Origin of the sequence: Mesorhizobium sp. M0954, assembly GCF_040319155.1 — a bacterium.
GTDB lineage: Bacteria > Pseudomonadota > Alphaproteobacteria > Rhizobiales > Rhizobiaceae > Mesorhizobium.
The window spans coordinates 25,382-49,857 of record NZ_JAMYNR010000008.1; the positions used below are offsets into that span (position 1 = coordinate 25,382).

Consider the following 24,476-nt stretch of genomic DNA (forward strand, 5'->3'; position numbering starts at 1 on the left):
ATGGAGGTCCAGCGCGAGTTAGAACCTTGCGATTCGTCAACGCTTCCAGCGTAAGGCCATGGTGCGATCGCACCATACCAAAGCCGCGCTCAGTGGCGACAATGGGATATTCGAAGTTCCGCTCCTCCAGTTACGGGCGGGAGCAGCGACCGCCGGCAAGAAACAGGGTCAGATTTACCCCAACGGACCTGTTTCGGCGATGGCGCGGCCATGACACGTTCTGGCTGCATGCAACGCGCTCCCGTCCGGCTTTTTTCTTTTAAAGCCGGTGGCTGCGATCGCCGAGCAGACGATGCCGGCCGGAATTCACGCAAGCTGCTGATTCCAGCGGCAAACCGCGGCCCATGCCGACAAAAGCCCGCGGCCGCTCCTTCTTAACCCGGCTGGACGTCGTTACCGGAGCGACATGAAACTGTCATGCGACTGTAATAATCGGGGGCTATTGGCCTCAGCGGGCGCCGGAGGAATGGCGCCGAGAGACCATATTCCGAACAGGAGCAGGCCACATGAGACATTTCATCCGCTCGGCGGCCGTTGCGATTGCAATGGCTGCGGCGACGACCACCCTCACCCTGTCCGCCGCGCTCGCCGCGGACATCTCCGGCGCCGGCGCCACCTTCCCCTACCCGATCTATGCGAAGTGGGCCGACACCTACAAGAAAGACACCGGCGTTGGCCTTAACTACCAGTCGATCGGTTCCGGCGGCGGCATCAAGCAGATCAAGGCCAAGACCGTTACCTTCGGCGCTTCGGATGCGCCGCTCAAGGGCGACGAGCTTGAAGCGACCGGACTGGCTCAGTTCCCGATGGTGATGGGCGGCATCGTTCCCGTCGTCAATCTCGAAGGCATCAAGCCGGGCGAGTTGGTTCTCGACGGCCCGACGCTGGCCGACATCTTCCTCGGCAAGATCACGAGCTGGGATGACGAAGCGATCAAGAAGCTCAATCCCGACGTCAAGCTGCCTTCGCAGGCGATCGCGGTCGTTCACCGTTCCGATGGTTCGGGCACGACGTTCAACTTCACCTATTACCTCGGCGACGTCAGCGCGGTCTGGAAAGAAAAGGTCGGCGTCGACAAGGCCGTGGAATGGCCGGTCGGCATCGGCGCCAAGGGCAATGAGGGCGTTGCCAACAACGTCTCCCAGACCGGCGGCGCGATCGGTTATGTCGAATATGCCTACGCCAAGCAGAACAAGCTCACCCACACCGATATGATCAACAAGGACGGCAAGAAGGTCGAGCCCACCGCGGCGGGGTTCTCGGCGGCAGCGGCCAATGCCGACTGGAGCTCGCAGCCGGGCTATGGCGTCATCCTCGCCAACGAGCCGGGCGCCGAGTCCTGGCCGATGACGGCGGCAACGTGGATCCTGCTCTACAAGAAGCCGGATGATGCCGCGACCACCGGCGAAGCGCTCAAATTCTTCGCCTGGGCATACGACAAGGGCGACGAGATGGCCGGCGAGCTGGACTACGTTCCGATGCCCGACAAGGTGGTTGAGAGCGTCAAGGCCATGTGGGCCAAGGAAGTCGTCGGCGACGACGGCAAGCCGCTCTACTCGGCTATGTAATCTCCTCCAGGGAGGGCGTCGATGGCGCCCTCCCTGTTGCCTTTAATCGCGAGGACCCAATGACCATCGCTTCCGATGCCATGCCATCATCTGCAGCAGCCCGGGCCAGGGAAGCTACTGTGCGGCGCTTCGCGCTCACAGATGCCATATTCCGCGGACTCACCCGCGCTTCCGCAATCCTTGTGCTGGTCATCCTCGGCGGTGTCGCCATCTCGCTGTTTGCCGGCTCATGGCAGGCGCTGTCGTCGTTCGGTTTTTCTTTCCTGACGACTGAGAGCTGGAATCCCGTTACGGAAAAATTTGGCGCACTGGCGCCGATCTACGGCACGCTGGTGACGGCGGCCATTGCCATCCTGATCGCGGTTCCGATCGGCATCGGCATTGCAATCTTTCTCACCGAGCTCTGCCCGCGCCCGCTCAGGCGTCCTATCGGCATAGCGGTCGAGCTGTTGGCCGGCATTCCTTCGATCATCTACGGCATCTGGGGCCTGTTCGTGTTCGCGCCGTTCCTGCAGACGACGATACAGCCCTTCATCATCAACATCTTCCACGGCGTGCCGGGACTATCCAGCCTTTTCGCCGGCCCTCCTTACGGCATCGGCCTTCTGACCTCGGCGCTGATCCTCGCCATCATGGTGCTGCCCTTCATCACCTCGATCACCAAGGACGTCTTCGATACGGTGCCGGCGGTGCTGAAGGAATCGGCCTATGGCATCGGTTGCACGACCTGGGAAGTGACCCGGCGCGTGGTCATTCCCTATACCCGCATCGGTATCATGGGCGGCGTCATGCTTGGCCTCGGCCGGGCACTCGGCGAAACCATGGCGGTGACTTTCGTCATCGGCAACGCACATCGCATCAGTGCCTCCCTGTTCGCGCCGGGCACGACGATCTCGGCGACCATCGCCAATGAATTCACCGAGGCCGACGGCGACCTCTACACCTCCTCGCTGGTTTCGCTCGGCCTGATCCTCTTCGTCATCACCTTCCTGATCCTCGCCGCCGCCCGCTATATGCTGATGCGGATCGACGCCCGTACGGGAGCCTGACCGATGTCGACATCCTCATCGCTCCACAGCCGCCGCAAAGCCAGGAATTCGGTGATGATGGCGCTTTGCGTCGTCGCCGCCGGCATCGGGCTTGCCTGGCTGGCGCTCATTCTCGGCGCGTTGGTCTATAAGGGCATAGCCGGGCTTTCGCTCGCGGTCTTCACCGAGATGACGCCACCACCGGGCGAGGCCGGCGGCTTGCTCAATGCCATCACGGGCAGCCTGCTGATGACGATCATCGCCGTTGTCGTCGGCACGCCGATCGGCGTGCTGGCGGGAACCTACATGGCCGAGTATGGACGCTTTTCGCGCATCACCACCGTCGTCCGCTTCATCAACGACATCCTGTTGTCGGCGCCGTCGATCATCATAGGCTTGTTTGTCTATGAGCTGATGGTGCGGCCAATGGGACATTTCTCGGCCATTGCCGGCGCCGTTGCGCTTGCCATCCTGGTCATTCCGGTGGTCGTGCGCACCACTGAAGACATGCTCAACCTGGTGCCGAACGCGTTGCGTGAAGCCGGTGCCGCGATCGGCGCGCCACGCTGGGTGGTGATCCGTTCGGTCGCCTACCGCGCCGCATTGTCCGGCATCGTCACCGGCATATTGCTGGCGATAGCACGCATTTCCGGCGAGACGGCGCCGCTGCTCTTCACCGCGCTCAACAACCAGTTCTGGAGCAGCAATATCAACGCGCCGATGGCCAGCCTGCCGGTGACCATCTTCCAGTTCGCTCTCAGCCCTTACGAGGAATGGCAGCAACTGGCGTGGACCGGCGCACTCATAATCACCCTGACGGTTCTGGGCTTGAGCATCCTCGCCCGCAGCCTTACCGGACGCAGAGAGGACAGATGACACAGATGTTGTCCCCAGACATGACGATGACCGAAACGGTCACCGAGAAGACGAAGATCGAGGTCAAGAATCTCAACTTCTACTACGGCCAGAGCAAGGCGCTGAAGGACATCAGCCTGTCGCTGCCCGAGCGCAGCGTCACGGCCTTCATCGGCCCTTCGGGCTGCGGGAAATCGACGCTGCTGCGTGTGTTCAACCGCATCTATGAGCTCTACCCAAAACAGACGGCCGAGGGCCAGGTGCTGCTCGACGGCAAGAACATTCTCGACCGGTCGCAGGATCTCAACCTCCTCAGGACCAAGATCGGCATGGTGTTCCAGAAGCCGACGCCGTTCCCGATGTCGATCTACGAGAACATCGCCTTCGGCGTCAGGCTCTACGAGAACCTCGGCAAGTCCGAGATGGACGGCCGCGTCGAACAGGCGTTGAAGCGCGCCGCGCTGTGGAGCGAGGTCAAGGACAAGCTCAACGCCAGCGGCTTGAGCCTATCCGGCGGCCAGCAGCAGCGGCTCTGTATCGCCCGCACCGTGGCCGTGAAGCCGGAAGTCATTCTGCTCGACGAACCGGCTTCGGCCCTCGACCCGCTGTCGACTGCCAAGATCGAGGAACTGATCGACGAATTGCAAGCCGACTACACGATCGTCATCGTCACCCACAACATGCAGCAGGCGGCGCGCGTGTCGCGCCAGACGGCCTTCATGTATCTGGGTGAACTGGTCGAGTTCGACCGGACCGAGAAGATCTTCACGTCGCCCCGCGAGAAGCGCACGCAGGACTACATCACTGGCCGCTTCGGCTGAGCCGTTCCGATCATGCATATGAGGACAGGACCATGGGCGAACACACAGTCGCTTCTTTCGACGAGGATCTCGAGCAGATCAGCAAGCTGATCCGCGACATGGCCGACCTCGCCGGTTCGATGGTCGGCGGGGCGACCAAGGCGCTGTTGAATTCCGACAACGTGCTGGCGCAACGCGTCGTTTCCGACGACGCCATCATGGATGCGCGTCAACGCGAACTGGACGACCGCGCTATCACCCTGATCGCCAAACGCCAGCCGATGGCCCACGATCTTCGCCATGTGGTCGGAGCGATCCGCATGGCGGGCGACCTCGAACGCATCGGCGACCTTGCCAAGAATATCGCCAAGCGCGTGAGTGCGGTCGGCCTCAGCGCCACGCCGCGGGACCTGTCGCATTCCATCGACGCGATGGCGCAGCTGGTTCTCATCCAGGTGCAGGGTGTCATCGAGGAATATGCTGCAGGCGATGCGGCCGCGTTGGCCAAGCTTCGTGCCGCCGACGAGCGCATCGACGTTAAATACACGTCCGTGTTCCGCGAGCTGTTGACCTACATGATGGAAGATCCGCGCAACATCACCGCTTGCACGCACCTGCTGTTCTGCGCCAAGAATCTGGAGCGGATCGGCGACCATGTCACCAACATCGCCGAAAATGCGTATTATGTGCTGACCGGCGAGCAATTGCCGGTCAATCGTCCGAAGCAGGACGAAACGACAATGTCCGCACCGGTGACATGATGGGGGTGCCCAGCCGATGATCGCACCACGCATAATGGTGGTGGAGGACGAGGAGCCGTTGGGTGTGCTGCTCCGCTACAATCTCGAATCCGAAGGCTACCAGGTCGAGGTGGTGACACGCGGCGACGAAGCCGAGATCCGTTTGCAGGAGAATGTGCCCGACCTTTTGGTGCTCGACTGGATGATACCAGCGGTTTCCGGCATCGAGCTCTGTCGTCGGTTGCGGGTGCGCCCCGAAACCGAGCGGCTGCCGATCATCATGCTGACCGCGCGCGGCGAGGAGAGCGACCGGGTGCGCGGTCTTTCGACCGGCGCCGACGACTATCTGGTCAAGCCGTTTTCGACACCGGAATTCATGGCCAGGGTCAAGGCGCTGCTGCGGCGCGCCAAGCCGGAAGTGCTGTCCAGCGTGCTGAAGGTCGGCGACATCGTGCTCGATCGCGAATCGCACAGGGTCTATCGCAAGAAGAGCGAAATCAGGCTCGGGCCGACCGAATTCCGGCTGCTCGAGTTCATGATGCGGCATCCGGGCCGTGTCTTCTCGCGCAGCCAGTTACTCGATAATGTCTGGGGGGAGACAATCTACATCGACGAACGCACCGTCGACGTGCATGTCGGGCGGCTGCGCAAAGCCGTCAACAACGGCCGGATGCCGGATGTCATCCGCACCATCCGCGGCGCCGGCTATGCGATCAGGGAAGATTGACCCGCCTGGTCAGGCTACGTTCTTTCTGACGCTGGGCCTCATTTGCGCGCCCGGCGCGAAAATCTCCTGGTCGACGAAGCTTAACGCCCGCATCGCGCAGCCTTCGCGGATCAGAGGCAATTCGTTCGGCTCTGTATCGAAGGAGATCGAGCCTGAATGCTGGCCGCCGGCGGTCTGGGCGATTGCCTTCCGCAAGGCCGGCTCGATCAGATCGAAGGCGGCGGCACTGGCGCCGACCATCGCGACCGGTGCCGGATCGATCAGCGCGAACAGCGAGCCGAGACCGAAACCCAGCGCTTCGCCGGCCTTGCGGTAGGCCTCGCGTTCCGGCCCATCTTTCTCGCGCGCCCGGGCCGCCAGTGCGCGCATGTCGGCGTCGCTGACGTCGGCGACCGGTTCGCTGTCTTCGCTCATCTGCCTGGCGTTGCGCCAGATGGCGTAGTTCCCGGCATACGCCTCGATGCAGCCGCGCCGCCCGCAACGGCAGAGCGCGCCGCCCGGACGATGGATCATGTGGCCAAATTCGCCGCCCGAGGAATGCGTCCCGGTGAACAGTTCGCCCTTCAGCACCAGCCCCATGCCGATGCCATGCGAAAGCAGGATGGCGATGAAGTCGTCGCGATAGCGATCCGGATTGCGCCAGCGCAAAGCCACCGCCATCATGTTGCAGTCGTTCTCCACCGTTGCCGGGATGCCGAATTCGTCCTCCAGCATGTCGGCAAAGGCGATGTCGGTCTGCGGCGTGATCGGCGACCACAGCATGGCGCGTGCAGGGGAGTCGGTAATGCCCTGAATCGCCAGGGCGATGCGGGCGACACTGCGGACGTCAAGATCTGGATCCTGCAGCCGGCGCCGGACGATGGCCATGCATTCACGGATCAGCTCGTCGCGCGGCATAGTCAGCGTGTCCAGCCGGCGCTGTTCCTCGGCGACCACCTGTCCCGTATAGTCGATAATGGCGGCCGAAAGGAAATTCAGCGACAACACCACGGTCAGCACCGCCGCCGCTTCCGGGTTGAGGGCGAGGCCGACTTGCGGACGACCGCGTTTCAACGAAACGGGCTCACTTGGCTTGCTCTCGGCGAGGATGCCTTCCCGTATCAGGTCGGAAGAAATCGCCGATATGGTCGAATGACTGAGGCCGGTGGTAGCTGCGATCTCAGTACGCGATGGCTGGCCGGCCCGGCGCACCGCCGAGATCACCATCGCCCGGTTGCGCCGGCGCAAATCGTCATGGCGGATTCCGACCGACATTGTTTTGCTTTCCTCCCGGTTGCCGCGGCCGCTCATGAACCGGAAGCCGTCGGTAATGTCCGACAAATAGTGTCGGATGAGGCAAATAGTGTCAGATGCAGGTGGCGCTGTCATCGTTTATTCCGACGCTCGAAAAAACTCGCAGAGTCATCAAAATCCATCAGAATCGATGTTGACAGCAGCCGGAGATCGGGCCAGTATTTTTTCGAGGCTCGAAAAAATTAGAGCTTCTAAGCTGGTCTTTGAGCCAATTGGTCACGCCGTACGCGGCGCAGGGAGGATATGATGAAGAAATTCACGACCGCCATTCTGGCGGGTGTCGCCATGACGCTGGCGCTGGCGTCGGTGGCGCAGGCTAAAGACAAGGTCATCGGCGTTTCCTGGTCGAACTTCCAGGAAGAGCGCTGGAAGACCGACGAGGCCGCAATGAAGGCGGCCATCGAGGCCGCAGGCGACAAGTATATTTCCGCCGACGCACAGTCCAACCCCGGCAAGCAGCTCACCGACGTCGAGAGCCTGATCTCGCAGGGCGCCAACGCACTGATCATCCTGGCGCAGGACGCCTCGGCCATCGGGCCGGCCGTGCAAAAGGCGCTGGACGAAGGTATTCCGGTTGTCGGCTACGACCGGCTGATCGAGAACAAGGACGTCTTTTACCTGACCTTCGACAACAAGGAAGTCGGCCGCATGCAGGCCCGGGAAGTCTTCAAGGTGAAGCCGGAAGGCAACTATGTCTTCATCAAGGGTTCGGGTTCCGATCCGAATGCCGATTTCCTGTTTGCCGGTTCGATGGAGGTGCTGAAGGCGGCAATAGACAGCGGCAAGATCAAGAATGTCGGCGAGGCCTATACCGACGGCTGGCTGCCGGCCAACGCTCAGAAGAACATGGAACAGTTCCTGACCGCCAACGACAACAAGGTCGATGCCGTGGTCGCGGCCAATGACGGCACTGCCGGCGGCGTCGTCGCCGCGCTGACAGCGCAAGGGCTGGCCGGATCGGTTCCGGTTTCGGGCCAGGACGGCGACCACGCCGCGCTGAACCGCATCGCGCTCGGCACACAGACCGTGTCGGTGTGGAAGGATGCGCGCGAGCTCGGCAAGAATGCCGCCGAGATCGCCTCGCAGCTGGCCGACGGCAAGCAGATGACCGACATTGCCGGCGTGAAGGATTTCACCACGCCCGGCGGCAATACCGTCAAGTCGCTGTTCCTGACCCCGGTCGCCATCACCAAGGACAACCTCAACGTCGTCATCGACGCCGGCTGGATCAAGAAAGAAGAGGTCTGCGCCGGCGTGACGGCTGGCACTGTTGCAGTCTGCAACTGAGCCGACGTTTCCGAGAAGTCCGAACGCCGCGGCCGCTCGCCGCGGCGTTTTTCAACAAGAGTTGTTTTTCCGCTTCCGGCGGATAACTTCTAGGCTGCTTCCGGCATCCGCGGCAGACGGCAACCCGGCGGGAGAAACATCATGACCGACACGACGTCCAACACGCCGGTCGACAGCACGGCAGACCGGGCACGGGAATCCGAGCTCGGCATCGTTGCCCGATTTCTCAAGGCAACCGAACTCGACACGCGCATGCTCGGCATGGTCGGCGCGCTGCTGGTCATCTGGGTCGGCCTGCATGTCATTTCCAGCGTACGGCTCGGCGTCAATCCGTTCGACTTCGACAGCCGGACCTTCCTGACGCCACGCAATCTCTGGAACCTGTCGGTGCAGACTTCCGCCGTGGCCATAATGGCCGCCGGAATGGTGCTGGTTATCGTCATGCGCAATATCGACCTGTCGGTCGGTTCCGCCGAAGGTCTGATCGGCGTGGTCATGGGCTTTGCGCAGGTGCATTTCCTGGTGCGAATGATCGGTCTGCAATTAGGCAATCCCTGGATCTGGATCCTGGCACTGGCCATCGGCCTGGCGCTTGGCCTTCTGATCGGAGCGTTCCAGGGATACATCATCGCTTATCTCGAGGTGCCGGCCTTCATCGTGACGCTGGGCGGCCTTCTGGTCTGGCGGGGTGCCGCATGGTGGGTCGCCAGCGGTCAGACGATTGCGCCGCTTGATGCCACTTTCCAGCTGATGGGGGGCGGGCCGGCGGGTTCGATCGGCGCGCGATGGAGCTGGATCGTCGGAATTGTCGCGTGCCTAGCGGTTGTGTTCATGCTGCTCAACGGGCGGGTGCAGCGCAAGCGGTTCCGCTTTCCGTTGCGCCCGATCTGGGCCGAGACGTTCCTCGGTGTCCTCACCTGCGCTGCCATCATGGGCGCCATATGGCTTGCCAATTCCTATCCTTGGCCGGTCGGCATCGTGAACAGATATGCGGCGGCCAACAATATAACGGTTCCCGAAGGCGGGCTGTTCATCGCCCATGGCATCGCCATACCCGTGCTGATGGCTGTAGCCGTAGGGCTGATCATGACCTTCATCGCCAAGCGTACCCGTTTCGGCCGCTATGTCTTCGCCATCGGCGGCAATCCGGAAGCAGCCAACCTTGCCGGTATCAACACGCGCTGGGTGACCATGAAGGTGTTCATGATCATGGGCGTGCTGGCGACGATCGCCGCGGCGATCTCGTCAGCCAGGCAGAACTCGTCGACCAATGCGCTGGGCACGTTGGACGAGCTGCTGGTCATCGCGGCGGCGGTGATCGGCGGCACGTCGCTCGCCGGCGGCTCCGGCACAGTGCTCGGCGCCATGCTCGGCGCGCTTTTGATGCAGTCGCTGCAGTCCGGCATGGTGCTGCTCGGCATCGATTCACCGCTGCAGAGCATCGTTGTCGGCGCCGTGCTGGTGCTCGCGGTGTGGCTCGATACCGTCTATCGCAAACGTGTGTAGGGAGGAGGAACGATCATGGCAGACAAAACCGCTCCCACGGGCACGCCGCTGATCGACATGCGCAACATCTCCATCGCTTTCGGCGGCATTCGCGCCGTCGACGATGCCTCTGTCGACCTTTTCCCGGGCGAGGTGATGGCTTTGCTCGGTCACAACGGTGCCGGCAAATCGACGTTGATAAAAATCCTGTCCGGCGCCTACAAGCGCGATGCGGGCCAGATTTTGGTCAACGGCGAGGAGGCTTCGATCTCCAATCCCCGCGACGCCAAGAAGTACGGCATCGAGACGATCTACCAGACGCTGGCGCTGGCCGACAATGTCGATGCGGCCGCCAACCTGTTTCTCGGCCGCGAGCTGATGACCGGCTGGGGAACGCTCGACGACGTCGCCATGGAGGCCGAGGCGCGCAAAGTGATGGGCAGGCTCAATCCGCGTTTCCAACGCTTCAAGGAGCCGGTGGTAAAGCTTTCGGGCGGCCAGCGGCAGTCGGTGGCGATCGCCCGCGCCATCCTGTTCAATGCTCGCATCCTGATCATGGACGAGCCGACGGCTGCACTCGGGCCGCAAGAGACGGCGCAGGTCGGCGAACTGGTCAGGCAGCTCAAGGCCGACGGCATCGGCATCTTCCTGATCAGCCATGATATTCACGACGTGTTCGAGCTTGCCGACCGTGTCTGCGTCATGAAGAACGGTCGGGTTGTCGGAACGGCGCGCACAACCGACGTCACCCAGGACGAGGTGCTCGGCATGATCATCCTCGGCAAGTGCCCACCCGGCGCCATTCCGGGGCCGGGCGCGCTGAAGATCGCCGCATGAACGAGAATTAGCCGGCTAATCACACGCCGCCAAAATGTGCCAGCCGTCACCATGCTTTGGCCTCGCCATTGTGTTGGCGTCAGGACTTGCCCATAAAGATGCCGAACCGTCCACGGGACGTATCAGCAATTGAAGAAGCTTTTTCCGACCGTCGCTTTTATCGCCGTCGCGCTGATCAGCCTGACGATGGCGGGTTTTGCCTATTTTGCCACCCAGGAGGCGGCCCGCATTAAATTCGAGGCGACGGCAGACGACGCGCTTAACCGGATCGAAAGCCGCATCGACCTGGACCTGTCGCTGCTGCGTTCGACCCGGGCGCTGTTCGACGCACGCAATGGCGGTATCTCGCAGGGCGAGTTCAAGGCTTTCTTCAACGCGCTCGACGTCGACAATAATTTCGCCGGCCTGCGCGGCATCGGTTTCCTCCGCCTGGCGAAAACTGGCAACGAGGCGGCGGTCGAGCGCGACATCCTGCACGATCACGGCGCAAGCCATCCGATCTATCCCGACACGAACTTACCGTGGCGTACGCCCATCGTGCTGTTCGAACCGCTGGATCCGTCCAACAAATCCAGCATCGGCTACGACATGTTCACCGGGCCGGCGCGGCGCGAGGCGATCGAAAAGGCGATGGCCGACGACCAGCAGCACGCCAGCGGGCTCGTGCAGTTCGGCAAGGATACGGGTGCCGCGCAGACCTTTACCGGGTTCCTCGTCTTCGTCCGGCTCAATGTCGAAACCGCGCCGGACGCCGTGAACGCGACGAGATCCTCGACTGCCGGCTTCCTTTATGCGGCCTTCCGCGCCCGTGATCTGTTCCAGGCTGCGCTCAGCCGGGCACCATTGCTGCCGGTCAACACCGAGATCTATGACGGCACGGTGGACAGCGACAACCTGCTGTTCCAATCGGAAACGCCGCCTGTTTCGAGCCTCGGCGACAGGCTGCTGGTCACCCGCAAGGTCACCGTCGCCGGCCGGCCGTGGGTCGTCCTGTTCAGGCCGACAAGTGCTTTCTCGCAACCTTCCTCGCGCGCCATCCCGGTGATGCTCGGATTGTTCGGACTGCTGCTTGCGGGCGCCATCGCGCTGGTGGCCCGCTATCAGGAGCGGGCCTATGAGGCGGTCTCGCTGCTTCACGAAACGACCGAAAAGAGCCTGCTGGAAAAAGACCTGATGCTGCAGGAGATGAAGCATCGCATCAAGAACTCGATCACGCGGGTGCTGGCAATCGCGCGCCAGACAGCATCGCACACCACCGACGTCCAGGAATTCTCGGCTTCTTTCTCGGCCCGGCTGCAGGCGATGGCGGCTTCCCAGGACATGCTGACGCGCTCACGCTGGCAGAAAGCCGATCTCGGCGACCTGCTGCGCATCGAGCTAGGCCAGGTGTTCGGCAGCGAGCTTCCTGAAGGGCTGCTGTCGGGACCGCAGATTCTTCTCGATGAAAAGACGACGCAGGCACTCGGCCTCGTCTTTCACGAACTGGCGACGAATGCGCTGAAGCATGGCGAAGCCGGCAATTCAGTCGGTGCGCTGAAGGTCGACTGGTCGCTCGAAGCCCGTAGCGGCACCCGGACATTGGCTCTCAACTGGCGCGAGGCCGGTCAGAAGAAGCTTGAGAGACCGGCAAAGAGTGGTTTTGGCACCAGACTGATCGATCTCAACGTCACGCGCGAATTGCGTGGCACAATCAGGCGCGATTTTCGCGAAGATGGCTTGAACGTGGAAATCAAGGTTCCGCTGCCGGCCTGAAACGCCGTCTCGTGGGCCGCATCGCAACAGCGCTTTAAAGAGCAAACGCGGAGACAGGTGGCCTGCCTCCGCGTTTGCTGTTCGCCTGGAGCTCGAAACTAGTTGCAGCGAGCTGTGTAAATCCGGCCGTGACGATCTCTGTATTGGCAGTAGCCATTTTGCAGCCGGCGAACGAGCAGACCGCCAATCGCACCAGCGCCGGCGCCGATCAAAGCGCCCTTGCCGCCGCCGACAGCGCCACCAATGAGCGCGCCGCCCACAGTGCCGATACCCACGTTCTCTTCCGTGGTGGTGCAGCCGCTGACCGCAACCACGGCAACCATGGCAATAATCATCTTCCGCATGGAGTCATCCTCACTTTTGTCCTCACTTTAATAAGCTCCAGCCGCCATTTAGCATGAAAGTACGGCCTTTGCCCGCACGATTTCATTGTTGATTAAGATAGTCTTTTTCGGGGCGTGCGCCGTTCGATGCTACCACGAACCCGGAAATCTCCAAGGACGCATCGAGCGTGCCGTTGGGGCGCACGTTCCAGACGATCCTGTCATGGTCGTTCTCGAGCGCCGGATCGACGGCAAGGCATCTGGCGCCGACATGTTGGGCCTGGCCCTGCAGGTCAGCGACCGCGAACGGGCACGGCCGAGCACTCGGGCAGTGGTTTCAAAGCGATCAAGCAGAGGCGAGTTCGATTCAGATCAGTTGGGACGCGGCGGTCAGGACGATCGCGGCCATAAGCGCGACGGCGGCGAAGCGCAGGGGCGAAGCACGAGGCGCGGGCGTTGCGGGCGCGTCGGGATCCTGAAAACCGCCCATCGAGACGCGAGCGGCCTGTTCCAGTCTGTTCACGTCTGCAGCCGTCAACGCCCATCCCTTCACTTTGTGCCAAACTCAATCCGGCGGATCGGCACGTTCGCACAGGATCGGACTTTATGGTGAACAGTCGGTTAAAGATGGCGATGCGCAGCAAGCCTTCGCGCGGCGACCGCCGCTCGTTAATCCGTCTCGAAATTACCGTGAGGAACGACAAGGCGGTATTCGAGGCGGTTCCCGGTGATCTCAAGGGTCGCCGTTCCATTCAATGAAGTGGGCACGACGCGTTCGAGCGCGACGCTGCCAAAACGCTTCTCACTGCGCTGATTGTCGTTGGCTCCGATCACTTCGGCCCATGTCAGCGACAGCGCAGGCTCGCCAGCGGAAGCTGCCGTCAGATCGGCCGTCACCTCGACGAAACCGTCGCTGCGCGACAGTGCGCCATAGCTGACCGAATTGACGGCGAGCTCATGCATGGCCAAGCCGATGTGCAAGGCGGCATTGGGGTTGAGATATGGATTTGCGCCGCGGAAACGTAGGCTGTGCAAGGGATCCGCGCCGTACCTGCCGACCTGACCGGAAACCAGCTCGCGCAGCGCCGCTCCCCGCCAGTTGGATGACGTAACCAAATCCTGCGAGGAGGCCAGCGACTGCAATCGGCCCCGGAAGCGCGTCAGGAAATCGTCAATGCTGCCGGAATAACGGCCCGTCTGGGTGGCGATGCTCTGGATGATGGCCAAAAGGTTCTTGGAGCGATGACTGACTTCGCGCAGCAGCGCCTTCAACGTCTGCTCCCGGCGTTTCTGCTCGGTTGTTTCGACCATGGTGGTCACGACGCCCTGCACCGCGCCGGTCTCGCTGCGGTCGGCGTCTATCCACACCTGAAACCAGCGGGCGCCGTCATCGGCCGGCACACTGAGCTCAAGATGTTGAGGATTGCCGGAGACGATGACGTCGTGCTTGGCGGCGCCGATACGCTCTGCCTGCGCCGGCGGCAAGATGCCGTTGTTGTCGGAGGCATCGGAAGTCCAGGGCGCGCGCATGTTGCGCGCCCACACCGTCTTCATCTCGCGATCCTGGTACAGGACGGAAATCCCGGCATTGTGCAGTGCATGGAGAAGGGCCCGACCAAGCTGCATCCCGCTTTCGGCGGGATGCAAAGCGATGATCTCATCACTCTGGCCGCGGTCTTTCATTTTTCCGACTCTGGAACGCATCGGTCAATTTGCTCAACCCATGTCGGGCTGAACGGTTCGCGGAAAAATGGGTTCCAAAAGGAGGAGGTTCGTATCAAACCTTAAAAAGCGGTCCGCCGAGCGGCATCCCGTTGGAGGACACTGCCCGGCGGTGGCTGGAAACCGTTTGAGGGGTGCGGCTTCCAGTGTTCGCTTGAATGGCCGCTTGGCATTCACGCTCGTCTGATCAGGCCGGCAATAAGCGATATGATCAGGAAGGCGAGAAAGATGAAGAACAATATCTGCGCTATGCCGGCCGAGGTGCCAGCGATGCCGCCGAAACCAAGCGCACCGGCGATGATCGCCACGACGAGAAATACGAGCGCCCAGTAAAGCATGATCGATCTCCTTCCAATGCTGCGGTGAAAACGTGATTCGCCTCCGTTTGTTCCACCATTTTCCGAAAAAGACGATGCTGAAAATCTTCAGGGCCCGAATTGCCGCGGTGTGTGGAAAGGTCCAGTTGGTTGCCCCAGTTGGTTGCCAGTGAATTGAGCCGGCGTCACTCCCCTCTGATCCTGGGGAGCGGCTGTCTCGGCGGCCGCAGTTCGGCCGCCCGCTGTTTCATGCCGCGGCTTTCGCGTGCCGGTCAAAGAACAGGGCCTGGCTGATAAGAGCCTTGACCATGTCCGGATTGAACGGCTTGGTAACCAGGAATGCCGGTTCCGGCCGCTCGCCGGTGAGCAGGCGCTCGGGAAAGGCGGTGATGAAGATCACCGGTACCGAGGTCGACGACAGGATCTCATTCACGGCCGCTATGCCCGAACTTCCGTCGGCAAGCTGGATATCGGCAAGCACCATCTTTGGCCGCGCCTTGCCGAACATCGCCACCGCCTCGGCGTGGGTGCGCGCCGTTCCGACGACGCGGTGGCCGAGGCTTTCGACCATTTCCTCGATGTCCATGGCGATCAGCGGCTCATCCTCGATGATCAGCACGTCGGTTGCCACCTGACGGGAGATCTCGTTGCTCGCCTGCGCGAGGAGTTCGGAGAATTCCTGTTCGTCGACGTCGAGAATCTCCGCCGCCTCGTCTTCGCTGAAGCCTTCGACCGCCACCAGCAGAAAGGCTTGGCGGGGGCGAGGCGCAATTGCATTCAGATTGGCCGCGGCACGCTGTTCCCATGCCGACTGGGCATGCTCCTGCGGAACGCGAATGGCCACTGAGGTGAAGAGCTTGGCAAAGACCTTGTAGAGCGCGATGCGGTCGTTCGATGCGTTCGGAAAGATGTCGACATCGGCAATGATGGCCTCGAGCATTGCGGCGACCAGCGCGTCGCCGCTCTCCTGCGATCCGGATACTGCGCGCGAGAAGCGACGCAGGAACGGCAGGTGCGGAGCGATGGTTGCTGATAGGCTCATATTGGACGTCTCCCTCATATGACGTGATTGCATGTTACAGCTAAAAAACGGTTCGCAAGCCCAGAGTTGAAAACGCGGGTTCTGCGAAAAAGTTCCGATCATGCGGAACTAAATATATGGGCTGGCGTTTAGGGGCGGGTTGGGCAACCAGACGAGGCTGCCGCTTGCCTTGCGTTATGTGTTGAAGGGCGGCTTAAGGCTGGGACAAAAGGGCGAAATGAAGAACATGACGAAAGCTACCATGGGTGGCGTTGGCAACGGGCGCCGGGCTGCTTCCCGCGACCCGCTTGGGCCGAACTCGGAAATCGGCCGCAAACTCAAACAATACTACGACGAGCTGGTCTCCGACAATGTGCCGGATCGCTTCGCCCAACTGCTCAGCCAGTTGGAAAAAGCCGAACCTGTACAAAAGAAGGACTGAGGCATGGCGGCCGTCTCCCAGGGCTTCAAGACCGACTTGCTCGGCTCGATCCCGAGCCTGCGGGCTTTTGCCGTGTCGCTGACGCAAAACGCCGACAAGGCCGACGACCTGGTGCAGGAAACATTGGTCAAGGCATGGGACAAGCATGAAAGCTTCCAGCCCGGCACCAATCTGAAGGCATGGCTGTTCACGATCTTGCGCAACGAATTCTATTCGCAGATGCGCAAGCGCGGCCGCGAGGTGCAGGACAGCGATGGCGTCATGACGGCCAGGCTTGCCGTTCACCCGGCCCAGCACGGCCAACTTGACCTCGAGGACTTTCGCGGCGCGCTCGAATTGCTGCCAGAAGACCAGCGCGAAGCCATTATCCTCATCGGCGCGTCGGGCTTCTCCTACGAGGAAGCGGCCGAGATCTGCGGCTGCGCCGTCGGAACGATCAAGAGCCGCGTCAGCCGCGCCCGCACACGGCTGCAGGAAATTCTGAAGATCTCCGGTGAAGACGAGTATGGCCCGGACGCAATTTCGGCTCAGGTAACCGGGTCGACGGCTGCGTGAAGCGCGGCGTGTTCGAACCGCTCCGCGCCTCAGCGGAGAGGCGTTCGCCTGCAGGCCGCCGCCACTGCCTCGACGAGATCGTCTCCCGAATAGGGCTTGGTGACCAGTCTGACGCCGGGAAAGGATTTCTTGATCTCGTCCGTATCCGAATAGCCCGAGGCAAAGACGAACGGGATGCCCGCTTCACGCAGCCGCGAAGCAAATTGGAGCGTCGAAACGCCGCTCAGCATGAGGTCGACGATGGCCACATCGAACTGCGCGGCAACGTCTTGCTGTTCGATCTCAGTCAGATCACGGGCGATGACCACATTGAGCGCGCCGTAGTCGCGGCAAAGCTGCTCGATATCCATGGCAATCAGGAACTCATCTTCCAGGATAAGAATCCGCAAACCGTCGAGTGATGCGCGCACGCAGCAATATCTCCTTAAATTCGTCTCGATCGTGAAACGGGGGAAGTCATGATCGTTATTTGGCATGCTGTCATTTAAAAAAGACGCGCTGGCGCGGATGCGTCGGCCTCGGCCCATGCAAGGCATTTGCAACGCGCGCTGCCGGAGATAGGGTTAGAAGAGGTTCGTGCCGGAACCTTGGGGTCTGTCGGGCGTTTCGACCGAGCAAAAGCATGGAGAGTGAAGCAATGGCGACTGCCGCAGGAAAGGCCGCGAACGAAGCCCGCACGAATTCCGATATTGAGGCCGACATCGCACAACTGAAGGCCGACATCGACCAACTTACCAAGCTGTTGGCCAAAACTGGCGAACATGGCTACGGGGCAGCGCGGCGAGCCGCCGCCGAAAGCGTCGAGCAGTTGCGAACCCAGGGCGAGGCAGCCTTCGACAGCCTGCGCAGCAACGCCAGGGACATCGAGGCGCAGATGATAGCGCATATGCGCGAGAAGCCGGTGACGTCGCTGGCGATCGCCGCCGGCGTCGGGTTCCTCTTCGCGCTTCTCGCGCGCCGCTAGTTCTGCACGCATGGGAATGCTTGCATCGCTGATCTCGGGCCTCGCCTCGGGCGAAACCATTGCGGCGGTGCAACGCGCGCGTGTGGCTGCAATTGTCTATTCGGTCGCAGCGGTCGTAGCGCTGTGCGGCCTCGGCTTCCTGGTCGGGGCGGCCTATATCTGGACGGCGGCCCGCTATGGGCCGATGGCAGCTTCCCTGAGCTTCGGGATCGGCTTTCTCGCAATCGCCGGTCTCATCCTGCTCGTCTACCGGATGTCGGCCGGCTCGCGCGCCAGGCGCCGGGCGAAGCGACGCAACGCCGACATGAAGGCTATCGGGATCACTGCGGCACTCGCCGTGCTGCCGGCGCTGCTCAAGGGCAAAGATGGCCCGGGAAAGGCCGGACTGAGCGCGATTCTCGGTCCGGCGATAGCACTCGCTGCCTACGCCATCTACCGCGAGAACGTGAAGCGCGGCTCCGATGATCCGGATACCGGCAAACGCGAATAGTTCGGATGGGATAGTTCGGGGCAAACGATTCTGGCGCCGGTCGCAAAATCACAAATCTTCGAGCGGAATCGATATTTCCGCGACCACGCCGTCCGGCCGGAATTCATGGATCACCTCGCTGGAAATGACCTTGGCCAGGCTGCGGCGGATCAGGATCGAGCCGAAGCCATGGCGTTCGGGCGGCGCAACCCGCGGGCCGCCGCTTTCGCGCCAGGCCAGCAACAGACGGCGTGCGCCCTTCCTGCCTTGTACCCTCCAATCGAGATCGACCTTTCCGGAGGAAACCGAGAGCGACCCGTATTGCAGTGCATTGCTTGCCAGTTCATGCAGGATCAGCCCGAGCCCGACTGCCTGGTCGGGTGAGAGCAGGACATCGGCGCCGGAGATCGCCATGCGCGATTGTCCGGCGGCTTGGAACGGCTTTAGCTCGATCTCCACCAGCTCGCGGATGCCGATGCCGCGCCACTCGCGGTCCGACAGCAGGCTGTGCGCAACGCCCAGTGCCTGCAGCCTGGCGCTGAAGGCTTCGAGGAATTCGCTTGGCTGGCGGGCATGGCGAACGGTCTGCGTCGCCAGCGCCTGTACGGTTGCCAAAGTGTTCTTGACGCGGTGATTGAGCTCGCGCAGCAACAGTCGTTGACGTTCGTCGCCAAGCTTGCGTTCGGTAATGTCGTAGTTGACGCCGAAGATCAGCGTCGGCTTGCCATCGCCGTCGCGTTCTATGACGCGGCCGCGTGTTGCGATCCATCGCGGCGGATCGAGGCCTTTGACACGGTATTCGCCAAAATAATCGTCGCTGCCGGTCAGCGCGTCGCGAAAGCGTGTTTCGGTCTGGTGAACGTCGCGCGGGTCGATGGCGGTCAGGATGTCGCGCGCCCTCAGCCTGTTCGACTTCGGCAGGTTGAACAATTCGGACAGCAGGACATCGCAGTCGATCATATCGCTGCGGATATCCCATGCCCAGCTGGCAAGCGAAGCCGCGTCGAGCGCGATAGCGCGCCGCTTTTCCTCTCGAACCAGTGCTGCCTTGGCAATCGCCGCACTGCGGGTTGCATCCTTCAGCGTGAACAGGCTCGCGGCGAGGCCGGCCAGCGCCGACAGCTGGTCGAGCTGGACAGAGGAAGGACGTGCGTGCGGCTTCCGGTCGAGCACGCACAGCGTGCCGATCAGCGCGCCGTCGACTACGATGGGCACGCCTGCGTAAAAGCGGATATGATGCTCGCCGGTGACCAGCGGATTGGCTTTGAACCGCGGATCCGCCGCCGCGTCGGCCACCACCATCGGCACGTCGCCGGCTGCGATGGTATAGGCGCAGAACGATGTCTCGGTTGCGATTTCGGTCTCGTCGAGGCCGATACAGGACTTGAACCACTGCCGCTCGGCATCGACCAGCGTGATCAGTGCGACAGACGTTTGCATAGCCGAAGCGGCAAGACCGCCGATACGATCGAAATCAGGGTCGGCAGCCCCGTCCAGCGTGTCGAGGCCGTGCAGCACGGCAAGACGGTCCGCGGCGCCCACCACACGGCGAATATCGGCCGGCAGGCCCGGCGTGTTCTGGCTATTGTCGTCCACTATGCCCCCGGAGGCCGGCTCCGCTGATTGGTCAGGCCAACCGGCCCGTCTGCCGCCTTGCAGTGCCGGAACTTTCGCGGCGGGGGACCGTTACCAGCCAACGCCCCGCGAGTTACGCCTGCCGGCGCCAAATATGGAGCCAGACGATGCCAAAAACCATTCCTGAAAACAAAGCCCGTCAAGGGCGGCGGGGTCGGCATGTCCTTCGTATCCTGATCGCCGCGCTGTTGCTGGCTTTTATCGCCTGGGGCGTCGCCGAAATCTACGGCTGGATGATCGAGACGCCGAAGACCGAACAGGGCAACACGCCCAGCGGCTAGGTTCTCTCCATCGCTCGCGCCAGTTTGCATCACGCAACCCCACATCACGCATCCCACGTCAGGCAACCTTTGCCTCGACAGCGCGCGCCGGGACGAGAACATTCAACGCGCGCGGATGGATTTCGACGGTCGTCTCGCGATCGAGCTTTACCAGTTCGCCGTCCATGACGGCCTGAACTTTCCTGTTAGTCGAATGGATTTTCAAAACGGCGCGGTTTGCCTGATGGATTTCGACATGCTCGTTGCCGCGCCATTTCCCACGGGCGACGTCAAAGAGGAACCTGATCAATTCGCCGCGCCGCCGCGCCACGGTGACATAGATGCCCAGCACGCCGCCTGCCGGATTATCGGCATAGGGCAGGTGGCCCTCGCCAAACAGATTGTTGGTGATGCCGATACCGGTGATCCGGGTTCTGATCTCGGCCTCGCCGATCATCAGCGTTACGTTCATCGCCGGTGGATTGTTGATCGTCGCCCAAGCGGCTCGCACCGAGGCGCGCATCTTCCCCAACCGCGAGCCGAATTCCATCTTCTGGCGCAGTTGCACCATCCTGGCGTGCATGCCGATCGAGAATTGATGCACGAAGGGCCGGCCGTTGGCTGTTGCAATGTCAATCGCCATCACCTCGCCGTCGGCAAACGATTTCAGTGCCGCATCGAGGGTCTGCGGGATACCGAGGCCGCGCGCAAAAAGGTTCATTGTGCCAGCCGGCAGAATTGCCAGCGCCTTCTCCCCATTCATCAAACGGGCTGCCGCGGCCGAAATGGTGCCGTCGCCGCCGCCAGCCAGCACGACGTCGATGCCGCGCCTGGAAGCTACGCCGTCCAGCGTGGCGACGATATCCTTGCCGGCGACGATTTCGATATCAATCGAGTGGCCGGCAGTCTCAAGTGTGCTGCGCATCCGACTGGCGAAGGCCTCAAGATCGATGGTGCGCAGGGTGCCCCCGTCCTTGTTCAGCACCGCTGCAAACCGCATGGCCGTTCCATTTTCCAGCACCTATCGGGCCGGGACGTAGCCCCAGCCGGGAGTGGAACGGGGCGGCCGAGAAAATGTTCCTTTCGACCAACGCGGCGAATCCGAGAACCATTGACATCGCACCGGGTGCACCACGGCTTTTTTCGGAACAACAGTGTGGTCACAACGTTGTGAACATGCAGAAGACGCTGCGCCCGCAGTGACGCCAGGCGGGCACGGCGTGCACGAAATCACCGACGAGGAGACACTAAGATGATCCGCACCCTTTTAACCACGACAGCAGTCGCAACATTGATTGCGACGGGTGCATTTGCGCAGTCGGCGACGACCCCGGCGCCGGCGCAACCACCCGCCGTAGAGAATTCCGCTCCAGCCGCTCCGGTGCAACGCGCCGAGGGCAGCCTTGTCACCAATATCATCGGCGAGTCGGTCTATAACGGCACCGGCGACAATGCAGAGAATATCGGCAAGATCACCGATGTCGTCTTCGACGAGCGCGGCGAGGTAAAATCCGTCGTCATCGGCGTTGGCGGTTTTCTTGGCATAGGAACCAAGAACGTCGTTTTCGACTACAAGAAGATGCAATGGGCCGAAAGAAATGGCGACCGTTGGCTGATAGCGCAAACGACGAAGGATGAGTTGACGGCTCAGCCGGATTTCGACCGGAGGCCTTACGATCCGACTCCGCCACCAGCTTCGGCGGATAATGCGGCGCCTGCCGCCCCTTCCACCAGCGCGCAAAATACAACCCCGGCGCCTGCCGCGCCGGCTGAGCCAGTGAAGCGCGCCGAAGGCAATCTCGCCACCAATATCATCGGCGAGACCGTCTATAACGGCACCGGCGACGACGCCCAAAACATCGGTGACGTGAACGACATCGTCATCAACAAGGAAGCCAAGGCGCAATCGCTGATCATCGGTGTCGGCGGCTTCCTCGGCATCGGCGAAAAGAACGTCGCCTATGACTTCGATAAGGCGCAGTGGGCCGAGAGGAACGGCGATCGCTGGCTGGTCGCGCAAACGACCAAGGAAGAGCTGCAGGCGCAGCCAGACTTCAACCGCAAGGCCTATGATCCGGCCCCGGCAACCACTGCGTCGAACGATGCCAATGCGCCTGCTACCGTCACGCCTACCGTGATGGCCAGCAACACTGCGCCGAACGACAACACCGCAACGACCAACAACGCTGACCAAGCCGGCAAGACGGCTCAAAACGCTCCGGCAGCGGCGCCTCCGGCTAATTCCACGGCCGACCAGACCAAGACCGGGTCGATCGACAAGTCGACGCTAACCGAAATGCCGATGGGCGAAATCCGGGCCGAGGATCTGGTTGGAACAACCGTCTACGGCGCCAACGATGTCAACGTCGGCGAGATCGGCGATATCGTGCTGGGCAGCGACAAGAAGGTCGACGCAGTCATCATCGACGTTGGCGGCTTCCTTGGCGTCGGCGAGAAGGAGGTGGCGGTCGGCATGGACAACCTGAAATTCATGACCGACAAGAACGGCAAGCGCTATCTCTACACGAACTTCACCAAGGAGCAGCTTGAGGCGCAGGCCCCCTACGACAAGGCCAGCTATGCGCAAAATCGCGACAAACAGCGCATGATCATGCGCTAAGCTGCTCACAGGCCGACAGAGAAGCCCGCGCCGGCAACGGCGCGGGCTTTGCTTATCTCGAGGGGAAGCCCGCGACATGGCCGGCAACGCCATTGTCCGTCAATTCGGCGAGCGCCAGAGATTGGTCGAGATGCTCGGCCCGCCAGGCGAGCAACTTCTCGGCAAATTCCAACCGCACCGGCAGATAGGCTGGGTCGTCAGCGACGTTGGTCAGCTCGCCGGCATCTTTTTCCAGGTCGAAGAGCAAGGGCGGCAGGCCGCCGCCGAAATTCACATATTTGAACTTTTGCGTGCGGATGACGGCGAGATTGCACTGACGCGGACCGATGCCGAAATAGCGTTCTGCATCACCATCCGCAATCGAGCGGAAATCGAACTCCCAATGCGCCGCATCGCGCCAATTGTCCGGCTCCGTTGCGTCCAGGAAAGGCGCCAGCGAGCGGCCGTCGAGATGCGGCAGGACTTCGCCGCCAGTGAGCTCGAGCCCAGTGAGCTCGACCAAGGTCGGTGCCAAATCGACCGCCTCGGTGAAGCGGTCGACACTGCTGCCGGCCGCCTTGCGGCGGCGCGGATCGCGAATGACCAGCGGAATATGGAAGCTGCCGTCGAAGAAGCCGCCCTTGCCCAGCATGAAATGATCGCCCATCATCTCGGCGTGATCGGAGGTCAGCACGATGACGGTGTCGTCCCATGCATCGGCCGCCTTGACCGCTTGCCAGACGCGGCCAAGCTGCGCGTCGACCTCCGAGATCATGCCGTAATAGAGCGCCCGGATGCGGCGAAAATTATCGTCGCCCCAGTCGCGCACCTTGCCCTCCGAGCCGGGACGGAATTTCGACCGTTCCTGCCGGTTAAGTTCATAGGCGAGATAAGGGTGGCTTGCTGCTTCGGCCTGCCAGCTTTCCGCGCGGTCAAAAGCTGGACCGATGGCCGGATCGTACATGGCGTTGTAAGGCGCCGGCACGATGAAGGGCGGGTGGGGGCTGATGAAGGAAAGATGCGCGAACCACGGGGCATCGCGCTCCTGCTCGCCGAGCCAGCGGATGAATTCGCCGGCCAGGAAGGCCGACGGCGTCTCGTCCTTCGAATAGATTGGCGGACCGTTGCTGATCGCGCCGTCGTTTTCCAGGATTTCGCCCGCCGGGCGGTGAATGGCGGGGGAGCCGGCGCCGGCATCGACGCCGCGCGCCTTGAGCCATGACAGCCAGGGCTTCTGGTGCTCGGGCAGAAGCTGGCGCACGGTGAAGCCGGGCAGCACGCCTTCATAGCTTTTCAGCTGCGGGTCGCCAGGCGCCAGCGTGCGCGGGTCGCGCGCCATGTCGGTATAACCGAACAGCGTCGGATCATAGCCGAGGGCGCGTGCCCAGAGGGCTATGTTGCCGTGGCGGGCGTCGAGCGGCGTGCCGTTGCGGCAGACACGATTGTTCATCTGGTAGAGGCCGGTGTAGAGGCAGGCGCGTGCCGGCGAGCAAGGTGCGGCGCCGCCATAGTGCTTCTGGAACAGAACGCCCTCGGCGGCCAGCGCGTCGGCATTGGGCGTTCTTACCACCTTGTGGCCAGCAGCTGACAGGCAGTCGCCGCGCCACTGGTCGCAGGTGATCAGGAGAATGTTGGGGCGTTTTCCCGTCAACCGCGGTATCCTCACGCTGCTACATGCGTCGCTCATGGAGCGCAATTTCGGCGAGTATGCAAGCCGGTCCAGTTTGCCGAATGGTGAACAAAACCTGCTTCGTCGTTCACTTTAACAGCACAGTCCATTCTGTGTTTGCCGCCTTT

The 24,476-nt window shown here is 62.0% G+C and carries 26 protein-coding genes; 16 read left to right on the forward strand and 10 right to left on the reverse strand.

Annotation, left to right across the window (positions count from 1 at the left end; genetic code table 11):
• Nucleotides 1-506: 506 nt before the first annotated feature.
• From pstS to phoB, 6 genes are read left to right on the forward strand one after another with little or no spacing between them, the layout of a single operon-like run.
• Nucleotides 507-1,568: a phosphate ABC transporter substrate-binding protein PstS gene (gene pstS / locus NKH93_RS12880; RefSeq protein ID WP_352685935.1), complete on the forward strand. Its 1,062-nt coding sequence runs from the start codon at nt 507-509 to the stop codon at nt 1,566-1,568.
• Nucleotides 1,569-1,627: 59 nt separating this feature from the next.
• Nucleotides 1,628-2,617 (forward strand): phosphate ABC transporter permease subunit PstC, encoded by a 990-nt coding sequence (gene pstC, locus NKH93_RS12885; RefSeq protein ID WP_352634128.1) that lies wholly within the window; start codon nt 1,628-1,630, stop codon nt 2,615-2,617.
• Between the two features lie 3 nt (nt 2,618-2,620).
• Nucleotides 2,621-3,472, forward strand: a complete 852-nt coding sequence (pstA, locus tag NKH93_RS12890; protein WP_352918436.1) for a phosphate ABC transporter permease PstA — start codon at nt 2,621-2,623, stop codon at nt 3,470-3,472.
• On the forward strand, nt 3,469-4,272 hold the full coding sequence (gene pstB, locus NKH93_RS12895; protein ID WP_254816571.1) for a phosphate ABC transporter ATP-binding protein PstB: 804 nt from the start codon (nt 3,469-3,471) through the stop codon (nt 4,270-4,272). Before pstA ends, pstB begins: the two co-directional genes overlap by 4 nt.
• Nucleotides 4,273-4,304: 32 nt before the next feature.
• Complete coding sequence (gene phoU, locus NKH93_RS12900) at nt 4,305-5,012, forward strand: phosphate signaling complex protein PhoU (RefSeq protein WP_023678534.1); 708 nt, start codon at nt 4,305-4,307, stop codon at nt 5,010-5,012.
• 16 nt (nt 5,013-5,028) lie between these two features.
• Nucleotides 5,029-5,718, forward strand: coding sequence for a phosphate regulon transcriptional regulator PhoB (phoB, locus tag NKH93_RS12905; RefSeq protein WP_031212149.1), 690 nt, complete (start codon nt 5,029-5,031; stop codon nt 5,716-5,718).
• 9 nt (nt 5,719-5,727) lie between these two features.
• Here the strand turns inward: phoB and NKH93_RS12910 are convergent, their stop codons facing one another.
• Nucleotides 5,728-6,972 (reverse strand): ROK family protein, encoded by a 1,245-nt coding sequence (locus NKH93_RS12910; RefSeq protein WP_352685931.1) that lies wholly within the window; start codon nt 6,970-6,972, stop codon nt 5,728-5,730.
• A 285-nt stretch (nt 6,973-7,257) separates the two neighbouring features.
• On the opposite strand from NKH93_RS12910, the gene xylF reads away from it, so the two are divergent.
• The 4 genes from xylF to NKH93_RS12930 all read left to right on the forward strand — a co-directional run bounded on the left by xylF (nt 7,258) and on the right by NKH93_RS12930 (nt 12,372).
• Complete coding sequence (gene xylF, locus NKH93_RS12915) at nt 7,258-8,298, forward strand: D-xylose ABC transporter substrate-binding protein (protein ID WP_352685929.1); 1,041 nt, start codon at nt 7,258-7,260, stop codon at nt 8,296-8,298.
• 141 nt (nt 8,299-8,439) lie between these two features.
• Nucleotides 8,440-9,804 (forward strand): sugar ABC transporter permease, encoded by a 1,365-nt coding sequence (locus NKH93_RS12920; protein WP_352821295.1) that lies wholly within the window; start codon nt 8,440-8,442, stop codon nt 9,802-9,804.
• A gap of 15 nt (nt 9,805-9,819) precedes the next feature.
• Nucleotides 9,820-10,620, forward strand: coding sequence for an ATP-binding cassette domain-containing protein (locus tag NKH93_RS12925; RefSeq protein ID WP_352613525.1), 801 nt, complete (start codon nt 9,820-9,822; stop codon nt 10,618-10,620).
• A 129-nt stretch (nt 10,621-10,749) separates the two neighbouring features.
• Nucleotides 10,750-12,372: a CHASE domain-containing protein gene (locus NKH93_RS12930; RefSeq protein ID WP_352821298.1), complete on the forward strand. Its 1,623-nt coding sequence runs from the start codon at nt 10,750-10,752 to the stop codon at nt 12,370-12,372.
• A 98-nt stretch (nt 12,373-12,470) separates the two neighbouring features.
• Here the strand turns inward: NKH93_RS12930 and NKH93_RS12935 are convergent, their stop codons facing one another.
• From NKH93_RS12935 to NKH93_RS12955, 5 genes are all read right to left on the reverse strand, one after another.
• Nucleotides 12,471-12,716: a YMGG-like glycine zipper-containing protein gene (locus NKH93_RS12935; RefSeq protein WP_006328050.1), complete on the reverse strand. Its 246-nt coding sequence runs from the start codon at nt 12,714-12,716 to the stop codon at nt 12,471-12,473.
• 346 nt (nt 12,717-13,062) lie between these two features.
• Nucleotides 13,063-13,233, reverse strand: coding sequence for a hypothetical protein (locus NKH93_RS12940; RefSeq protein WP_352685923.1), 171 nt, complete (start codon nt 13,231-13,233; stop codon nt 13,063-13,065).
• 131 nt (nt 13,234-13,364) lie between these two features.
• On the reverse strand, nt 13,365-14,399 hold the full coding sequence (locus tag NKH93_RS12945) for a sensor histidine kinase (protein WP_352451150.1): 1,035 nt from the start codon (nt 14,397-14,399) through the stop codon (nt 13,365-13,367).
• Between the two features lie 191 nt (nt 14,400-14,590).
• Complete coding sequence (locus NKH93_RS12950) at nt 14,591-14,755, reverse strand: DUF1328 domain-containing protein (RefSeq protein WP_023678541.1); 165 nt, start codon at nt 14,753-14,755, stop codon at nt 14,591-14,593.
• A 226-nt stretch (nt 14,756-14,981) separates the two neighbouring features.
• Nucleotides 14,982-15,776: a response regulator gene (locus tag NKH93_RS12955; RefSeq protein ID WP_352471123.1), complete on the reverse strand. Its 795-nt coding sequence runs from the start codon at nt 15,774-15,776 to the stop codon at nt 14,982-14,984.
• Between the two features lie 217 nt (nt 15,777-15,993).
• Between NKH93_RS12955 and NKH93_RS12960 the strand changes: the two genes are divergently transcribed.
• Together NKH93_RS12960 and NKH93_RS12965 are read left to right on the forward strand one after the other, a co-directional pair.
• Nucleotides 15,994-16,197 carry a NepR family anti-sigma factor gene (locus tag NKH93_RS12960; RefSeq protein ID WP_023678543.1) on the forward strand — a complete coding sequence of 68 codons (204 nt, stop codon included), beginning with the start codon at nt 15,994-15,996 and terminating at the stop codon, nt 16,195-16,197.
• 3 nt (nt 16,198-16,200) lie between these two features.
• The gene (locus NKH93_RS12965) at nt 16,201-16,752 is read left to right on the forward strand and encodes a sigma-70 family RNA polymerase sigma factor (protein WP_023678544.1); all 552 of its coding nucleotides are present in this window, start codon (nt 16,201-16,203) and stop codon (nt 16,750-16,752) included.
• 29 nt (nt 16,753-16,781) lie between these two features.
• Here NKH93_RS12965 and NKH93_RS12970 read toward each other — a convergent pair whose 3' ends face one another.
• The gene (locus tag NKH93_RS12970; RefSeq protein ID WP_352821300.1) at nt 16,782-17,279 is read right to left on the reverse strand and encodes a response regulator; all 498 of its coding nucleotides are present in this window, start codon (nt 17,277-17,279) and stop codon (nt 16,782-16,784) included.
• Between the two features lie 110 nt (nt 17,280-17,389).
• On the opposite strand from NKH93_RS12970, the gene NKH93_RS12975 reads away from it, so the two are divergent.
• Together NKH93_RS12975 and NKH93_RS12980 are read left to right on the forward strand one after the other, a co-directional pair.
• Entirely contained in the window at nt 17,390-17,716 is a 327-nt protein-coding gene (locus NKH93_RS12975) for an ElaB/YgaM/YqjD family protein (RefSeq protein ID WP_023678546.1), read from the forward strand.
• Between the two features lie 10 nt (nt 17,717-17,726).
• Entirely contained in the window at nt 17,727-18,206 is a 480-nt protein-coding gene (locus NKH93_RS12980; protein ID WP_352918433.1) for a hypothetical protein, read from the forward strand.
• Nucleotides 18,207-18,254: 48 nt separating this feature from the next.
• Here NKH93_RS12980 and NKH93_RS12985 read toward each other — a convergent pair whose 3' ends face one another.
• Entirely contained in the window at nt 18,255-19,781 is a 1,527-nt protein-coding gene (locus NKH93_RS12985) for a sensor histidine kinase (RefSeq protein ID WP_352613535.1), read from the reverse strand.
• A 146-nt stretch (nt 19,782-19,927) separates the two neighbouring features.
• On the opposite strand from NKH93_RS12985, the gene NKH93_RS12990 reads away from it, so the two are divergent.
• Nucleotides 19,928-20,101 carry a hypothetical protein gene (locus NKH93_RS12990; RefSeq protein ID WP_292659198.1) on the forward strand — a complete coding sequence of 58 codons (174 nt, stop codon included), beginning with the start codon at nt 19,928-19,930 and terminating at the stop codon, nt 20,099-20,101.
• 58 nt (nt 20,102-20,159) lie between these two features.
• Here NKH93_RS12990 and NKH93_RS12995 read toward each other — a convergent pair whose 3' ends face one another.
• A complete protein-coding gene (locus NKH93_RS12995) occupies nt 20,160-21,080 on the reverse strand; it encodes a diacylglycerol/lipid kinase family protein (protein WP_352471119.1) in 921 nt (306 codons plus the stop codon).
• Nucleotides 21,081-21,332: 252 nt separating this feature from the next.
• Between NKH93_RS12995 and NKH93_RS13000 the strand changes: the two genes are divergently transcribed.
• Nucleotides 21,333-22,700, forward strand: a complete 1,368-nt coding sequence (locus NKH93_RS13000; RefSeq protein ID WP_352540232.1) for a PRC-barrel domain-containing protein — start codon at nt 21,333-21,335, stop codon at nt 22,698-22,700.
• A 52-nt stretch (nt 22,701-22,752) separates the two neighbouring features.
• Here NKH93_RS13000 and NKH93_RS13005 read toward each other — a convergent pair whose 3' ends face one another.
• Nucleotides 22,753-24,366, reverse strand: a complete 1,614-nt coding sequence (locus NKH93_RS13005) for an alkaline phosphatase family protein (RefSeq protein ID WP_502896448.1) — start codon at nt 24,364-24,366, stop codon at nt 22,753-22,755.
• Nucleotides 24,367-24,476 lie beyond the last annotated feature (110 nt).

Coding starts and splice junctions, on each gene's coding strand:
- pstS (WP_352685935.1), top strand. CDS start 507: ATGAGACATTTCATCCGCTCGGCGGCCGTTGCGATTGCAATGGCTGCG.
- NKH93_RS12920 (WP_352821295.1), top strand. CDS start 8,440: ATGACCGACACGACGTCCAACACGCCGGTCGACAGCACGGCAGACCGG.
- NKH93_RS12995 (WP_352471119.1), bottom strand. CDS start 21,080: ATGCGGTTTGCAGCGGTGCTGAACAAGGACGGGGGCACCCTGCGCACC.
- phoU (WP_023678534.1), top strand. CDS start 4,305: ATGGGCGAACACACAGTCGCTTCTTTCGACGAGGATCTCGAGCAGATC.
- NKH93_RS12950 (WP_023678541.1), bottom strand. CDS start 14,755: ATGCTTTACTGGGCGCTCGTATTTCTCGTCGTGGCGATCATCGCCGGT.
- NKH93_RS12990 (WP_292659198.1), top strand. CDS start 19,928: ATGCCAAAAACCATTCCTGAAAACAAAGCCCGTCAAGGGCGGCGGGGT.
- NKH93_RS12910 (WP_352685931.1), bottom strand. CDS start 6,972: ATGTCGGTCGGAATCCGCCATGACGATTTGCGCCGGCGCAACCGGGCG.
- NKH93_RS12965 (WP_023678544.1), top strand. CDS start 16,201: ATGGCGGCCGTCTCCCAGGGCTTCAAGACCGACTTGCTCGGCTCGATC.
- NKH93_RS12960 (WP_023678543.1), top strand. CDS start 15,994: ATGAAGAACATGACGAAAGCTACCATGGGTGGCGTTGGCAACGGGCGC.
- NKH93_RS12935 (WP_006328050.1), bottom strand. CDS start 12,716: ATGCGGAAGATGATTATTGCCATGGTTGCCGTGGTTGCGGTCAGCGGC.
- NKH93_RS12925 (WP_352613525.1), top strand. CDS start 9,820: ATGGCAGACAAAACCGCTCCCACGGGCACGCCGCTGATCGACATGCGC.
- NKH93_RS12980 (WP_352918433.1), top strand. CDS start 17,727: ATGGGAATGCTTGCATCGCTGATCTCGGGCCTCGCCTCGGGCGAAACC.
- pstC (WP_352634128.1), top strand. CDS start 1,628: ATGACCATCGCTTCCGATGCCATGCCATCATCTGCAGCAGCCCGGGCC.
- NKH93_RS12955 (WP_352471123.1), bottom strand. CDS start 15,776: ATGAGCCTATCAGCAACCATCGCTCCGCACCTGCCGTTCCTGCGTCGC.
- NKH93_RS12975 (WP_023678546.1), top strand. CDS start 17,390: ATGGCGACTGCCGCAGGAAAGGCCGCGAACGAAGCCCGCACGAATTCC.
- xylF (WP_352685929.1), top strand. CDS start 7,258: ATGAAGAAATTCACGACCGCCATTCTGGCGGGTGTCGCCATGACGCTG.
- pstB (WP_254816571.1), top strand. CDS start 3,469: ATGACACAGATGTTGTCCCCAGACATGACGATGACCGAAACGGTCACC.
- pstA (WP_352918436.1), top strand. CDS start 2,621: ATGTCGACATCCTCATCGCTCCACAGCCGCCGCAAAGCCAGGAATTCG.
- NKH93_RS12945 (WP_352451150.1), bottom strand. CDS start 14,399: ATGCGTTCCAGAGTCGGAAAAATGAAAGACCGCGGCCAGAGTGATGAG.
- NKH93_RS12970 (WP_352821300.1), bottom strand. CDS start 17,279: ATGGGCCGAGGCCGACGCATCCGCGCCAGCGCGTCTTTTTTAAATGAC.
- NKH93_RS13000 (WP_352540232.1), top strand. CDS start 21,333: ATGATCCGCACCCTTTTAACCACGACAGCAGTCGCAACATTGATTGCG.
- NKH93_RS13005 (WP_502896448.1), bottom strand. CDS start 24,366: ATGAGCGACGCATGTAGCAGCGTGAGGATACCGCGGTTGACGGGAAAA.
- phoB (WP_031212149.1), top strand. CDS start 5,029: ATGATCGCACCACGCATAATGGTGGTGGAGGACGAGGAGCCGTTGGGT.